The sequence below is a fragment of the Lachnoanaerobaculum umeaense genome (genome assembly GCF_003589745.1).
Lineage (GTDB): Bacteria > Bacillota > Clostridia > Lachnospirales > Lachnospiraceae > Lachnoanaerobaculum > Lachnoanaerobaculum umeaense.
In genome coordinates this window covers 1,245,476-1,258,518 of sequence record NZ_CP032364.1, presented here as the reverse complement: position 1 = coordinate 1,258,518, position 13,043 = coordinate 1,245,476, and the positions used below count along the sequence as shown (strand labels likewise).

Genomic DNA, 13,043 nt, shown 5'->3' with positions numbered 1-13,043 from the left:
TTAATTTCTTTTTACATTTTAGGACTTGTAAAAGTGTAAAATTTGAACTATAATACGAAAAATGATTTTTGTAAAGGAGACGTATGAGACATCTTTTAAACCCATTGGACTTTTCTGTTGAAGAAACTAATGAACTTTTAGAGCTTGCTATTGATATTGAAAACAATAGGGGAAAGTATTCTAAAATTTGTGAAGGAAAAAAATTAGCAACTTTATTTTATGAGCCAAGCACACGAACCAGACTCTCATTTGAAGCAGCAATGCTTAATTTGGGAGGTAGCGTACTTGGCTTTCATTCTGCCGACTCATCATCTGCAGCAAAGGGCGAAAGCGTTGCAGATACTATCAGAGTAATTTCTTCATATGCAGATATAGCAGCAATGCGTCATCCAAAAGAGGGTGCACCACTTGTTGCAAGCAAGTTCTCTTCTATTCCGGTAATTAATGCCGGTGATGGTGGACATCAGCACCCAACACAGACTCTTACAGATCTTTTGACAATAAAGAGAATGAAGGGAAACATTTCAGATCTTACAGTTGGACTTTGTGGTGATTTGAAGTTTGGTAGAACAGTTCACTCACTTATCAATGCTCTCATCAGATATCCAAATATCAAATTTGTTCTTATATCCCCTGAAGAGCTTAAGGTCCCTGACTATATTAGAGATGATGTCCTTAAGGCAAACAATATTGAGTTTAGTGAGGTTACAAGTCTTGACGAGGCTATGCCTGATCTTGATATACTTTATATGACAAGAGTTCAAAGAGAGCGTTTCTTTAACGAAGAGGATTATATTCGTTTGAAGGATACATATATTTTGGATAAGGAGAAATTAAAGCATGCCAAGAAGGAGATGTATATACTCCATCCGCTTCCAAGGGTAAATGAAATAAGTGTTGAGGTGGATAATGACCCAAGAGCCGCGTATTTCAAACAGGCAGAGTTTGGTGTATATGTAAGAATGGCTTTAATTCTCACTCTTTTGGAGGTAAAATAATGTTAAATATCAGTGGATTAAATGAAGGCGTAGTACTTGACCATATACAGGCCGGAAAGAGTTTAGATATATATTTTCACTTAGGGCTTGATAAGCTGGATATACCTGTTGCTATTATAAAGAATGCTAAATCTAAAAAAATGGGTAAGAAAGACATTATCAAAATCGAAGGTGATGTACTTAATTTGATAGATTTTGATGTGATTGGATATATAGATCACAATATTACTATAAATGTTATAAAAGACAATGCAATAGTTGAGAAAAGAACTGTTTCATTGCCGGAGAAGATTACCAATATTATCAAATGTAAGAATCCAAGATGTATCACATCTATAGAGCAGGAGCTCCCACATATCTTCTATCTTTCAGATAAAGAAAAGGAAATATATCGCTGTATCTATTGTGAAGAGAAAAGGGAAAAGAAAAAATAATCTGCTATCAGGGTGGGGTACAATAACCCACCCTGATTTCTATTATACTACAGATATATTATCTTATTGGCTACATCTTCTACAAATCTTCCGTCATGTTCTACAAACACCAATGTAGGTTTTGACTCTTTTATAATTTCCTCAATTTGTATTCTTGAAATTACATCTATATAATTAAGCGGTTCATCCCATATAAATAAATGGGCAGGTTTTGACAGGCTTATAGATAACAAAACCTTCTTTTTTTGTCCATCGCTGTAATTTTGCATATCCATCTCAAATAATTCTCTTGAAAAATCCAATTTTCTCAGAATGGTTTTACATAATGTCTCATCAGCCTCCTTATTTTTAATATATTTAACAAGACTGCCATGTAAATCAGAAGTATTTTGAGGAATATAGGATATCTTAAGATTACTTGCCAGTTTTATTTCCCCGCTGTAGTTATTATTTAAACCCGATAAAATTTTAATCAATGTGGATTTTCCACTACCGTTTTTACCATATATAGCCAGTATATCTCCCTGATTTATTTCAAAGCTTAGATTGCTTAATATCTGCTTTTCTCCGTAATATGCCGATAAATTGCTTACTGAGATTAGAGTGTCTTTATGATGCTGTAAGCAATTAATCAATAAGCTTTCCTTTGTATCAATATCTTTTAATAATTTTTGTTTTGCTTCTATTGCCTTATTTTGCCTGTTTTCCAGATTTTTAGATTTCTTCATCATCTTTGCCGACTGATGCCCGATATATCCCTTATCAGGCTTTACACCTGATATCTTTACACCCTTTTTTGTTTTTTCAATTTTGTCCGACCAACTCTTGCTCTGCTTAGATGCTTCCCTTAATCTCTTGATATCTTTTTTTAGCCTCTCATTTTGGGTGATTTCAAAACTGTCTCTCATCATTTTATTTTGATACCATGAAGTAAAATTTCCGGCTTGAACATCAATAGAACTTCTATTGATAGAAATAACATGATTGATACATCCATCCAAAAAATCTCTATCATGCGATATAAGTAAAAAACCTTTTTTACTCTTTAAATATTCACTGACAATTTTTCTTCCCTCTATATCCAAGTGATTTGTAGGCTCATCAATAAGTAAAAAATCTTTTTCATTTGTAAATAAAATAGCCAGCAAAATTTTTGTCTGCTCCCCCTTAGACAATGTTTCAAATTCTCTGTATATAAGAGATTCATCTATATCTAATAAATTAAGCTCCCTTAATAATCTCCACTCTCCCACATCTTTTGTCAGTTCCTTAAATAATTCTATGACAGTTTTTGATGTATCTGATATATCCGGCGGAAATTTGATAAATTCCACACTTTTACTTATTTCCCCTTGATACTCCTCCTCTCCCAAAAGTAATCTAAACAGAGTTGATTTTCCAATCCCGTTCCTGCCTATTAAACCGGTTTTCCAGTTTGTATCAAAATAAAATGTGACTTCCTCAAATATCGGATTTACATATCCATAATACGAAAAAGTAAGATTTTCAATTTTAATTACTGACATACAATCACCCCCTTTAAAGATTTTACTTGCTTAATATTATACTATTGTCAGATTTTATTTTCTATACTCCTTACTACCCAAAAACAGTATAAAAAATACCGGATTGGCTTTCCAATCCGGCATCTTTATTTATACCAATATAGCTTTCTTTATCTCTACTTTTTCCGGCAGTCCTTTGATTTCTCTTAGAATCTTCATAAATTCTTTTCCGGTAATGGTTTCCTTTTCTATAAGGAATTCAGCAAGCTTATCCATCACCTCTCTGTTTTCTTTAAGTATTCTAAGTGCCTCTTCATAGCTGTTTTTGAGAATCCTCATGACCTCATTGTCTATCTCTGTGGCTGTATTATCACCACATTCCAATATAGCTCTACCTGTAAGATACTGATTCTCGACCTTTGCAAGTCCCATCAGTCCAAATCTCTCACTCATACCATATTGGGTAACCATTGCTCTGGCAATAGATGTAGCCTTTTCAATATCATTTGACGCTCCTGTTGTTACAGAGTCAAATACTATCTCCTCAGCCGCTCTACCACCCAGGGTGCTTACAAGCATATCCTCAAGCTCTTTTTTTGATTTTAGATATGTCTCTTCTTCAGGTACATACATTACATATCCCAAAGCACCCATGGTTCTTGGTACAATGGTGATTTTTTGTACCGGCTCAGAGTTCTTTTGTAGAGCTGAGATAAGAGCATGTCCTACCTCATGGTAAGATACAATTCTTCTCTCTTCCTGATTCATTACTCTATCCTTTTTCTCCTTGCCAACAAGTACCACTTCAACAGCTTCAAAAAGATCTTTTTGCTTTACAGCTTTTCTTCCCTTCTTTACAGCTAATATAGCAGCCTCATTTATCATGTTTGCAAGGTCTGAACCTACAGCACCTGATGTTGCAAGTCCTATTGCCTCAAGGTCAACGCTGTCATCCATCAGCACATCCTTTGAATGTACCCTCAGTATAGCAACTCTTCCCTTAAGATCAGGCCTTTCAACGATCACCCTTCTATCAAATCTACCCGGACGAAGTAATGCAGGGTCAAGTATCTCCGGCCTATTTGTGGCACCAAGTACTATAAGACCTTTTGATGAGTCAAATCCATCCATTTCAGAAAGAAGCTGATTTAGAGTCTGTTCTCTTTCATCATTTCCTCCTCCCATTCTAGAGTCTCTACTCTTACCTATTGCGTCTATCTCATCTATAAATATGATAGCCGGTGCTGCTTCCTGTGCCTGTTTGAATAAATCTCTTACCCTTGAAGCACCTACACCTACAAACATCTCTACAAAGTCAGAGCCTGAAAGAGAAAAGAACGGTACATCCGCTTCTCCGGCTACCGCCTTTGCCAGAAGTGTTTTTCCTGTTCCCGGAGGTCCTACCAAAAGAGCACCTTTGGGGAGCTTGGCACCAATCTTGGTATACTTTTCAGGATTATGCAAAAAATCAACTATCTCAGTCAATGACTCTTTTGCCTCATCCTCACCGGCTACATCTCTAAATGTAATACCGGTCTCTTTTTGAACATATACCTTGGCATTGCTCTTGCCAACTCCCATGAATCCACCGCCACCCATTCTCTTTAACAAGAAATTCATCATGAATATGAAGAAAATAAATGGCAATATAAAGCTAAGAAATGACAATATAGTGGATGTTGTCTCAAACCTTTCCATAGTTGCCGGCACATTGGCTGCATATAGTCTATCTACCAATGCATCATCCTCTATTCTTACAGTTTTATAAACTGTCATAGATGAGTAATCTGAAAGATTCGGCTTTACCTTTATTTCAATAGTAGCCGCCATAACCTTAACAGCCTCCACCTTACCGTCACTTACCATTTGCATAAACTCAGTATAGGGAACTTCCTTTGTTGTAGCATTTTTTAATCTGCTTGAAAGTACACTTACTGCAAAAAAAGCAATGGCTGCTGCAATAATAAGTATGAAAATAGTCCTATTATTTAGCCCACCGGATTCATTATTATTTTTTTTATCCATACACTTCCTTTCTACTTATATTTTATGTGTCAAAAAATGACACTTATGATATCAGACGCTTTGATCTGATATCATTTTACTCTTATTATAATTTATAAGAGAACCTGCCTCCACTATGGATTTTTCTGCGTCAGTCATCTCTGCAATGCTTAAGCTGATTTCTTTTATATTTTCACCTATAATATAGGCAGGAATTTTTGACATATCACCTCTTAGATGCTTCTTAATATTCGGTACGAAAATATATTCTCCAACCTCAAAATCAGGTTCCGAGTCTAAGAGGAATGGCAGCATGCCCCAATTCATCACATTTGAGCGATATCTCTTTGTTGCATACTCATTAGCAATATTTGCAAGGCCACCGATAACTCTCTGGCAACTTGCAGCCTGCTCTCTGGCAGAACCGTCACCGGGTTTCTTAGCATAAATCATGCTACCTATTTCTGTGTCATTTGCAATAATATCTGCAAATCCCGGTATAGTCTTTATCTTATCAAATATTTTTGATAATTCTACATTTTCTTTTAGTATATCCTCACCATTTCTTCTTGACTTTTCAAGCACATCTACCGACTTACTTCTACCTACATACTCAGGATCTCTCCTTGAAAGAGTAAACTCTGCAAGTCCAAGTGGATTTGATCTATATGATGAAGTTTCTCCTGAAGGTATCAGTTCATCTGTAGTGGTTACTTCATCAAGTATCTTTGAACATACTTTTAAAAGTATATTCTCGGTAAGAGCTGTCATCTCAGGCCAATCCTTAATATTCGGTCCATAAACCAAAGCACTGTCTTCCCTTGCCTCTCCAAAGCCTTGATATACTCTATTTCTATATATTGTGTCATCATAATTGTACTCAGGCACCACATAGTCATCTGCAAACTCTGTAGCCGGTGTTAAAAATCCTTTGTTTCTTGCGGTAGCAGCTACAGATCTTGCATCCATAAGTGCTACAGCAGACATCTGACCTGAACCGGGCTTTGATCCCTCTCTATTCGGGAAGTTTCTTGTGGTATGTCTTATAGAAAGTCCATTATTCGAAGGTGTATCTCCTGCACCAAAGCATGGACCGCAGAATGCAGTCTTTACTACTGCACCACTTGCCATAAGATCTGCCACAGCACCATTTCTTGTGGTTTCTATAAATACAGGCTGAGATGAAGGATATACATTCAAATTAAACTCATCAAATCCTGTACTATGTCCTTTAAGTATATGAGCTGCTTCCATTACATTTGAATAAGTTCCACCTGCACATCCTGCGATAATACCCTGCGATACCCTAAGCTTGCCGTTTTCTATCTTATCTAAAAGTCTTAGCCCCTTTCCTGCCTCTCCACCTATCTTTATTGCCTCAAGTTCTACTTCATGAAGCAAGTCTTCTAAATTTTCATTGAGTGTATCTATTTCATATACATTACTTGGATGGAAAGGTAGTGCAATCATTGGCTTAATCGTAGATAAATCCACATGTACAACTCCATCATAATATGTAATATCAGCAGGCTTTAACTCCTTATAGTCCTCTGGTCTACCATGAACAGTTAGGAATTTCTTTGTATCCTCATCTGTCTCCCAAACAGATGAAAGGCAAGTAGTCTCAGTAGTCATAACATCTACGCCATTTCTATAATCTGTGGTCATAGATGTAATTCCAGGTCCTACAAACTCCATTATCTTATTCTTTACATATCCATTTTTGAATACTTTACCTACTATTGCAAGTGCAATATCCTGTGGTCCAACACCTGCCTTTGGCGTTCCCTCAAGATAGATTGCAATTATTTCAGGTCTGTTTACATCATAGGTGTCCTGTAAAAGCTGTTTTACAAGCTCTCCACCACCTTCACCTATAGCCATTGTTCCAAGTGCTCCATATCTAGTATGTGAGTCAGAACCGAGTATCATTTTACCACAACCTGCAAATGCCTCTCGCATATACTGATGTATTACTGCAATATGGGGTGGTACATATATTCCGCCATATTTTTTCGCAGCTGAAAGTCCGAACATATGGTCATCTTCATTTATAGTTCCACCAACTGCACAAAGTGAGTTGTGACAATTAGTCAAAACATATGGTATCGGAAATTTCTCCATACCACTTGCCTTTGCAGTCTGTATTATTCCTACAAATGTAATATCATGTGAAGCCATTGCGTCAAATTTCAATCTAAGCTTATTCATATTTCCTGAAATATTGTGACTTTCAAGTATATTATAGGCTATACTTCCCTTTCTAGCCTCTTCCTTATCTATATCTTTTCCAGTAATTGACCTTAATTTTTCTATATCATTTTCTTCTATAAGAGTGTTACCATTAATAAGGTACGCACCACTATTGTACAATTTAACCATATTCCCTCCTAGTTTTCTACAATAGTATATCCTATCAAAAAACTATTTTCAAGGATGATAATTTTATAATAAAAACCAAAATGAGGGCATTGCCCTCATTTATGATATGGTTCATTATTTCTAATTCTATATGCTCTATAAATTTGCTCTAATAAAATAACTCTCATCAACTGATGTGGAAACGTCATTTCAGAAAAGCTAAGCTTTTCATCTGCTCTATCCAGTACAGCCTTATGAAGCCCCAAAGATCCTCCTATGACAAAAGCTAAATTCCCCTTTGATAAAATATCATACTTTTCCATTCTCTTTGCAAAGTCCTCAGATGAATACCTCTTTCCGTCTATTGCAAGAGCTACAACATAGCTATTTGAAAGCTTCGTTAATATCCTCTCAGCCTCAACTTCCTTAATCTTTTCTTCCTCTAATTCACTTGCATTTGCTGGAGTTTTCTCATCCTTTAACTCTATTATATTTAGCTTTACATATCTGGAAAGTCTTTTCGTATATTCTACAATAGCATCTTTAAAGAAATTTTCTTTAATACTTCCTACAACCACAATATTTATATTCATATTACTATTCCTTAAAGTAATATCCAACACCCCATTTGGTATGAATATACTTTGGCTCGCTTGGATTTGGCTCTATTTTCTCCCTAAGCCTTCGCACATGCACATCTACTGTTCTAACATCACCTGCTTCATGCAATTTACTTCCCCAGACAATGCTTAAAAGCTGCTCTCTTGAATATACCTTGTTTGGATTTTGTGTAAGAAGCTCCAATATATCAAATTCTTTTGCAGTAAGATTTAGCTCCTTATCCTTTTCAAAAACCCTTCTACTGTCCAAATCAAGCTTCAAATCTGAGACTTCAATAATTCTATCATTCTTTTGTGCTGCCTTGGCCTTCTTCGAATTTCTCCTTATTATAGCCTTAATTCTTGCCTTTACTTCAAGTATATTAAAAGGCTTGGTTATGTAGTCATCTGCACCGTATTCAAGCCCAAGAATCTTGTCCATATCTGTACCCTTGGCAGTAAGCATAATAATTGGCATCTCAGAAAACTCTCTGATGGCCTGGCATACTTCCATACCATCCATTTCAGGCAACATCACGTCTAAAAGCACTATATCATATTCCTTTTCCCTAGCCATTTTTAGAGCTTCACTACCATCATAGGCAACATCTACCTCATAACCGTCCTGCTCCAAACTGAACTTAATTCCTTTGACTATCAATTTTTCATCATCTACAACAAGTGCTTTATTCATTACAAACTCCTAATTTATACAAATCTTATCTCTGATTTTATTAAATGCTGCCTCTTTTATTCCTGATATATTCATTATATCTTCAATGGCCGAAAAAGACTTACTATTCCTATACTCTATTATAGAATCTGCTTTTCTCTCTCCTATACCCGGTAAACTCATAAGTTCTTCCTTTGTGGCAGTGTTGATATTTACAAGTGTACTCTTTTGACTCTCTTCCAATATATGTTGAACACTTAAACCTGACATCTGCTCCATAGTCGGAATCATAATATGCTCACCGCCTTCAAGTTTTTTTGCCAAATTTACATAATCTCTGCAAGCTTCTTCGCTAAATCCACCTGCCAAATCAACAGCATCCTTTATAATAGAACCCTTTTTCAATGTGTATACATCCGGATTATTTACAGCACCTGAAACAAACACATTGATATATTCTTCAATATCAGTACTTTGCTCTATAGAACTCACTATTGTATTTTCTATAGCAGTTTCAATATATGATTCACCAAACTCTATATCTTTTTTTTCATTACAGGATGTCAATAAAATCATTAAAAATGTTATTAAAAAAACCTTTTTCATAGCTTTCTCCTAAGAAAAGCCATGTAAGTGTACTTATATTTTAACAAATAAAATGTTAAAAACAAGTATCTAAACTATTAAGTATTTAATACATTCTCCTTTGTAAAGCAGCTATTACAAGATGTCCTGCCAAAACTGATGTGGTCACGGCACCAACTCCCTTTGGAACCGGTGTGGCCATAGTAGCATTTTTTACATTTTCAAGGTCCACATCACCACAAAGCTTACCATCGGCAAAGTTGATACCAACATCAATTACTATGGCATCTTTTCCTATATACTCGTCATTTATCATCTTTGCCCTGCCTATCGCTACTATAAGAATATCGGCTCTTTTGCATACCTCCTTCAAATTTTCAGTTTTTGAATGACAAATAGTAACTGTCGCATTTTTTTGAATTGCAAGCATAGCTACAGGCCTACCTATTACCATGCTTCTTCCAAGCACAACTACATTTTTGCCTTCCAGATCAATATCATTACTTTCCAGTATCTTTATTACAGCCTTTGCAGTACATGGAGCAAATCCTGTTATATCTCCCGCAAAAACTTTAGCTATATTTTTATATGAAATACCGTCCAAATCCTTTTTTTCATTCAAAACATCAATGACTTTCTTCTCATCTATATGCTCAGGTAATGGCCTAAAAAGTAGTATTCCGTCAATATTATCATCTTCGTTTATCTTCTTAAATTCTGCCACAAAATCTTCCGATGTAATATTCTCTTCAAACTCAAACACCTTGGTCTTTAATGAAAGTGACTCAAACTTTTTAATAGCTCCTTTTTCATATGAAATATCAGCAGGATTTGATCCTATTCTAACTATTCCAAGAGTAGGTATATATCCATTAAGTTCTGAAAGCATTTCAGAAATCTCTTCCTTTAACTTTTGGGCTGTATCTGCACCATATAATAAAATCACAAAAGCACCTCCAATACTTCTCTATATATAATATCCGATTTCTTCATAGCATCTTCCAATATATCACCGGCTTCATCCATTAGATTTTGTGCTTTGGTTCTATCCTTCATATACTTGACATTGATTACTACATTCATCATAGCACCACAAACTGCACTTCTAAGTAAGCTTACTGCCACTCCTGCATCTGATACTGCAAGTTTTGATCCATTCTTTGCTAGGAAATCAATGTCCTTAAGCATCTCATATGCCTCTTTCATAATATCAAGAGGAACTATAGCTGCATTAAAAAGTAATTTTTCCATATTTGCTTCATGCATTGCCTTTTCTTCTTCATTTTGTGGTTTAAACCCATATGCCTGAGACAGAGGATAAAAAACTTCTGCATCCTTATCAGAAAGTTTTAAGAAGTTATCCATATGCTTATTCATATCAAATAATATATTATTAACATCATCTTCTACTGTTAAATAGCTTTTTTTACCCACTGTAAGATTGCAAACCATACTTGCAAGAGCTGCTGCAAGTGCACCTGAAATAGCACTTGCACCTCCACCTCCGGGTACAGGAGTTTTTGAAGCCAATTCCTTTATATATGCATCTATATTATATCCGGCTGTATTCACTATGACCATCCTTTCCATACTTCAGGAGCATATCCGATAGTTGCTTCCCTACCATTTCTTACTATCGGCATTCTTAAAACCTGCTGATTTTCCAAAATCTTTGGTATCTTATCCTCCGGTGAGAGGTACTTTATCAAAGTCAGAGTTTCACTATCTTTGCATTTTTCATCAAGCATATTTTCAAAGCCTCCAACTGCCTGCATAACAGAAGAAAACTCTCCCTTTGACAATCCCTTTTCCTTCATATCCACAAGTTGAAACTTTATATTTCTCTCTTTAAAAAACCGTATAGCCTTCTTTGTGTCTGAAGACTTGTTGGTACCAAATATCTGTATATTCATACTATCTCCAAAACTTGTTATTCTAAAACAAAGCCCCTTATCGGGGCCTTGTTTTTATCTTTTTCTTATTTAACCACAAAATCAATGCTACATAAGCTGCATAGAAAACTCTTAGTTTGCCCTTAAAAGATATATCCACCTCTATTATTTCATCATAGAACATAGGTACTATCTTAAAATTATCCTTGTATAAGGGATAGAATATTGCCAACCCCTCTAATACCTGACCGGTAGTAGCCGGATCTTCAAAACCAAACTTGAAATAACCCACAATTTTCTTTGGCAGAATGTGGACTAAAAGCTTTCTAAGCTTTTCAAGCATCATCAATAATACTTTTTTATTTTCCTCATAAGTAAGTAAGTAGTGAATATCCTTTATTTTCTCAACAATTTTATTAATCTTACTCTGCTCATTAGGCATTTTCTTTTCTTTAGTCTTCTTTTGTTTTGACTTTCTCTTCTCCTGACTATCAAGTTCTTCTATTTGCTTATTATCTTCCGCCTTATTATGGTTATCAATAATAATTGTATTATTATCTGTTTTTTCTACAGTGATAGTCTCTTTACCTGCTATTGGCTCTTGGATGATCTCGGATACCAAATGTTCTTCTTTCTTTGTATCCTTATCTTCCTCATCTTTATTTGAATATACCTTAAAAAACCATCCAATCTTACCTATAATATCAAGCCTATCCTTATATATAATATTGACATTTAAAAATTTAAAAAACCAACTTACATTTAAATTTATATCCGGAACTTTTTTAAAATATATCTTTCCTTTATATCTTATCGGAATGAAAAGCACCATCAGTATAATCAGCAATGCCAGACCAATAATCACAAGTAAGACAATACCCAAGATTTTTATTGCTGAAAGCATTACTCCAATCATCTTTCCTCCAATGCCAAAAACTTGTGGTATTCAAAATCATTTCTTGATCTATAGGTATCTTCGACTATTTTTGCAATCAACTCTATTCCAGCCTTTTTCCCAAAAGCAAGTCCCACTACCAGTGCATCAGTCTTTCTATAATTATTAAGAAATATAGAATTATGCACAAGTGAAAGCTTATCTTCTCCTTCAAGAAATACCACAACATATAATAAAAAGCTCGATTTATTGAACTTAAGTGATCTTATATATTTTCTATAGTCGTTTTTTATATCTGATGAAAGATATAATTTTTTTGAAAATACCATAATCTACCTCTCTTAAGAGAAATGATCTAAAATACATTTTCTTAGTAATCCAAGGGCTGAAATCACAGTCTGTTCCCTAATATTTGCCCTGTCACCCGTAAATCTAAACTCCTCTACAACTACACTATCTCTTATACAAACACCTATATATACCAGTCCAACAGGTTTTTCATCAGTACCGCCATCCGGACCTGCAATACCTGTTACTGAGATGCTTACATCTGTATCTGCTTCAAGCACTGCACCAAATGCCATCTCCTTAGCAGTTTGTGTGCTTACTGCTCCATATTTTTTCAGTGTGGCCTTGCTTACTCCCAAAGTCTTTCTCTTCGCTTTATTTGTATATGTAATAAACCCCTCTTTATATACATCAGAAACTCCGGGAACATTTATTAATCTTCCGGCTAAAAGACCACCTGTGCATGACTCGGCTGTTGAGATTGTAAGCTCATATTTTTCAAGAAGATTTACCACACTCATTTCCAAAGATACTTTTTCCTTTGTAGAATAGATATAATTTCCAAATCTTTTCTTTATTTCCTTTGCTACCGGCTTTATTATATCCTTAGCCCTCTCTTCAGTATCAGCACTGGCTGTAAGTATTATATAATTTTTAGAATCAAAAGACTTTATATCAATATCTATATCAGAATCTTCTATTATATCCTGAAGAGATTTTTTTATCTCCACTTCACTTATTCCGATAAGTTTTATAGTCTTATTTCTTGTAATATTATCCATTTTTGCTCCTTTATATAATTCTATTTT

General features: G+C 35.1%; 14 protein-coding genes. 2 read left to right on the top strand and 12 right to left on the bottom strand.

Annotation, left to right across the window (positions count from 1 at the left end; all coding sequences use genetic code 11):
• Nucleotides 1–83: 83 nt before the first annotated feature.
• Together pyrB and D4A81_RS05710 are read left to right on the top strand one after the other, a co-directional pair.
• Nucleotides 84–998, top strand: coding sequence for an aspartate carbamoyltransferase (pyrB, locus tag D4A81_RS05715; RefSeq protein WP_111524156.1), 915 nt, complete (start codon nucleotides 84–86; stop codon nucleotides 996–998).
• The gene (locus D4A81_RS05710) at nucleotides 998–1,432 is read left to right on the top strand and encodes an aspartate carbamoyltransferase regulatory subunit (RefSeq protein WP_111524155.1); all 435 of its coding nucleotides are present in this window, start codon (nucleotides 998–1,000) and stop codon (nucleotides 1,430–1,432) included. Before pyrB ends, D4A81_RS05710 begins: the two co-directional genes overlap by 1 nt.
• A gap of 47 nt (nucleotides 1,433–1,479) precedes the next feature.
• On the opposite strand, the gene D4A81_RS05705 is transcribed toward D4A81_RS05710, so the two are convergent.
• The 12 genes from D4A81_RS05705 to D4A81_RS05650 form a co-directional block, all read right to left on the bottom strand.
• The gene (locus D4A81_RS05705; protein WP_111524154.1) at nucleotides 1,480–2,958 is read right to left on the bottom strand and encodes an Lsa family ABC-F type ribosomal protection protein; all 1,479 of its coding nucleotides are present in this window, start codon (nucleotides 2,956–2,958) and stop codon (nucleotides 1,480–1,482) included.
• A gap of 129 nt (nucleotides 2,959–3,087) precedes the next feature.
• The gene (ftsH, locus tag D4A81_RS05700; RefSeq protein ID WP_111524153.1) at nucleotides 3,088–4,962 is read right to left on the bottom strand and encodes an ATP-dependent zinc metalloprotease FtsH; all 1,875 of its coding nucleotides are present in this window, start codon (nucleotides 4,960–4,962) and stop codon (nucleotides 3,088–3,090) included.
• Nucleotides 4,963–5,013: 51 nt separating this feature from the next.
• Nucleotides 5,014–7,323, bottom strand: a complete 2,310-nt coding sequence (locus D4A81_RS05695; protein ID WP_111524152.1) for a hydratase — start codon at nucleotides 7,321–7,323, stop codon at nucleotides 5,014–5,016.
• A gap of 95 nt (nucleotides 7,324–7,418) precedes the next feature.
• The gene (gene rlmH, locus D4A81_RS05690; RefSeq protein ID WP_111524151.1) at nucleotides 7,419–7,895 is read right to left on the bottom strand and encodes a 23S rRNA (pseudouridine(1915)-N(3))-methyltransferase RlmH; all 477 of its coding nucleotides are present in this window, start codon (nucleotides 7,893–7,895) and stop codon (nucleotides 7,419–7,421) included.
• Between the two features lie 4 nt (nucleotides 7,896–7,899).
• Complete coding sequence (locus D4A81_RS05685) at nucleotides 7,900–8,595, bottom strand: response regulator transcription factor (RefSeq protein ID WP_111524150.1); 696 nt, start codon at nucleotides 8,593–8,595, stop codon at nucleotides 7,900–7,902.
• A 9-nt stretch (nucleotides 8,596–8,604) separates the two neighbouring features.
• A complete protein-coding gene (locus D4A81_RS05680; RefSeq protein WP_111524149.1) occupies nucleotides 8,605–9,180 on the bottom strand; it encodes a helix-hairpin-helix domain-containing protein in 576 nt (191 codons plus the stop codon).
• Nucleotides 9,181–9,265: 85 nt separating this feature from the next.
• Nucleotides 9,266–10,105, bottom strand: coding sequence for a bifunctional 5,10-methylenetetrahydrofolate dehydrogenase/5,10-methenyltetrahydrofolate cyclohydrolase (locus D4A81_RS05675; protein ID WP_111524148.1), 840 nt, complete (start codon nucleotides 10,103–10,105; stop codon nucleotides 9,266–9,268).
• Nucleotides 10,102–10,740: a cyclodeaminase/cyclohydrolase family protein gene (locus D4A81_RS05670; protein ID WP_111524162.1), complete on the bottom strand. Its 639-nt coding sequence runs from the start codon at nucleotides 10,738–10,740 to the stop codon at nucleotides 10,102–10,104. The genes D4A81_RS05675 and D4A81_RS05670 overlap by 4 nt, the downstream gene beginning before the upstream one ends.
• Nucleotides 10,731–11,072, bottom strand: coding sequence for an arsenate reductase family protein (locus tag D4A81_RS05665; protein WP_111524147.1), 342 nt, complete (start codon nucleotides 11,070–11,072; stop codon nucleotides 10,731–10,733). The genes D4A81_RS05670 and D4A81_RS05665 overlap by 10 nt, the downstream gene beginning before the upstream one ends.
• A 37-nt stretch (nucleotides 11,073–11,109) precedes the next feature.
• A complete protein-coding gene (locus D4A81_RS13130; RefSeq protein ID WP_162902552.1) occupies nucleotides 11,110–11,967 on the bottom strand; it encodes a DUF2953 domain-containing protein in 858 nt (285 codons plus the stop codon).
• A complete protein-coding gene (locus D4A81_RS05655) occupies nucleotides 11,964–12,275 on the bottom strand; it encodes a hypothetical protein (protein ID WP_111524146.1) in 312 nt (103 codons plus the stop codon). The genes D4A81_RS13130 and D4A81_RS05655 overlap by 4 nt, the downstream gene beginning before the upstream one ends.
• Before the next feature lie 12 nt (nucleotides 12,276–12,287).
• Nucleotides 12,288–13,016 (bottom strand): nicotinamide-nucleotide amidohydrolase family protein, encoded by a 729-nt coding sequence (locus D4A81_RS05650; RefSeq protein WP_111524145.1) that lies wholly within the window; start codon nucleotides 13,014–13,016, stop codon nucleotides 12,288–12,290.
• Nucleotides 13,017–13,043 lie beyond the last annotated feature (27 nt).

What these genes read in the sequence shown, in the direction of transcription:
- D4A81_RS05650 (WP_111524145.1), bottom strand. Translation starts at nt 13,016, where the DNA reads ATGGATAATATTACAAGAAATAAGACTATAAAACTTATCGGAATAAGT.
- D4A81_RS05665 (WP_111524147.1), bottom strand. Translation starts at nt 11,072, where the DNA reads ATGAATATACAGATATTTGGTACCAACAAGTCTTCAGACACAAAGAAG.
- D4A81_RS05680 (WP_111524149.1), bottom strand. Translation starts at nt 9,180, where the DNA reads ATGAAAAAGGTTTTTTTAATAACATTTTTAATGATTTTATTGACATCC.
- D4A81_RS05685 (WP_111524150.1), bottom strand. Translation starts at nt 8,595, where the DNA reads ATGAATAAAGCACTTGTTGTAGATGATGAAAAATTGATAGTCAAAGGA.
- D4A81_RS05695 (WP_111524152.1), bottom strand. Translation starts at nt 7,323, where the DNA reads ATGGTTAAATTGTACAATAGTGGTGCGTACCTTATTAATGGTAACACT.
- D4A81_RS05670 (WP_111524162.1), bottom strand. Translation starts at nt 10,740, where the DNA reads ATGGTCATAGTGAATACAGCCGGATATAATATAGATGCATATATAAAG.
- pyrB (WP_111524156.1), top strand. Translation starts at nt 84, where the DNA reads ATGAGACATCTTTTAAACCCATTGGACTTTTCTGTTGAAGAAACTAAT.
- D4A81_RS13130 (WP_162902552.1), bottom strand. Translation starts at nt 11,967, where the DNA reads ATGATTGGAGTAATGCTTTCAGCAATAAAAATCTTGGGTATTGTCTTA.
- ftsH (WP_111524153.1), bottom strand. Translation starts at nt 4,962, where the DNA reads ATGGATAAAAAAAATAATAATGAATCCGGTGGGCTAAATAATAGGACT.
- D4A81_RS05705 (WP_111524154.1), bottom strand. Translation starts at nt 2,958, where the DNA reads ATGTCAGTAATTAAAATTGAAAATCTTACTTTTTCGTATTATGGATAT.
- D4A81_RS05655 (WP_111524146.1), bottom strand. Translation starts at nt 12,275, where the DNA reads ATGGTATTTTCAAAAAAATTATATCTTTCATCAGATATAAAAAACGAC.
- rlmH (WP_111524151.1), bottom strand. Translation starts at nt 7,895, where the DNA reads ATGAATATAAATATTGTGGTTGTAGGAAGTATTAAAGAAAATTTCTTT.
- D4A81_RS05710 (WP_111524155.1), top strand. Translation starts at nt 998, where the DNA reads ATGTTAAATATCAGTGGATTAAATGAAGGCGTAGTACTTGACCATATA.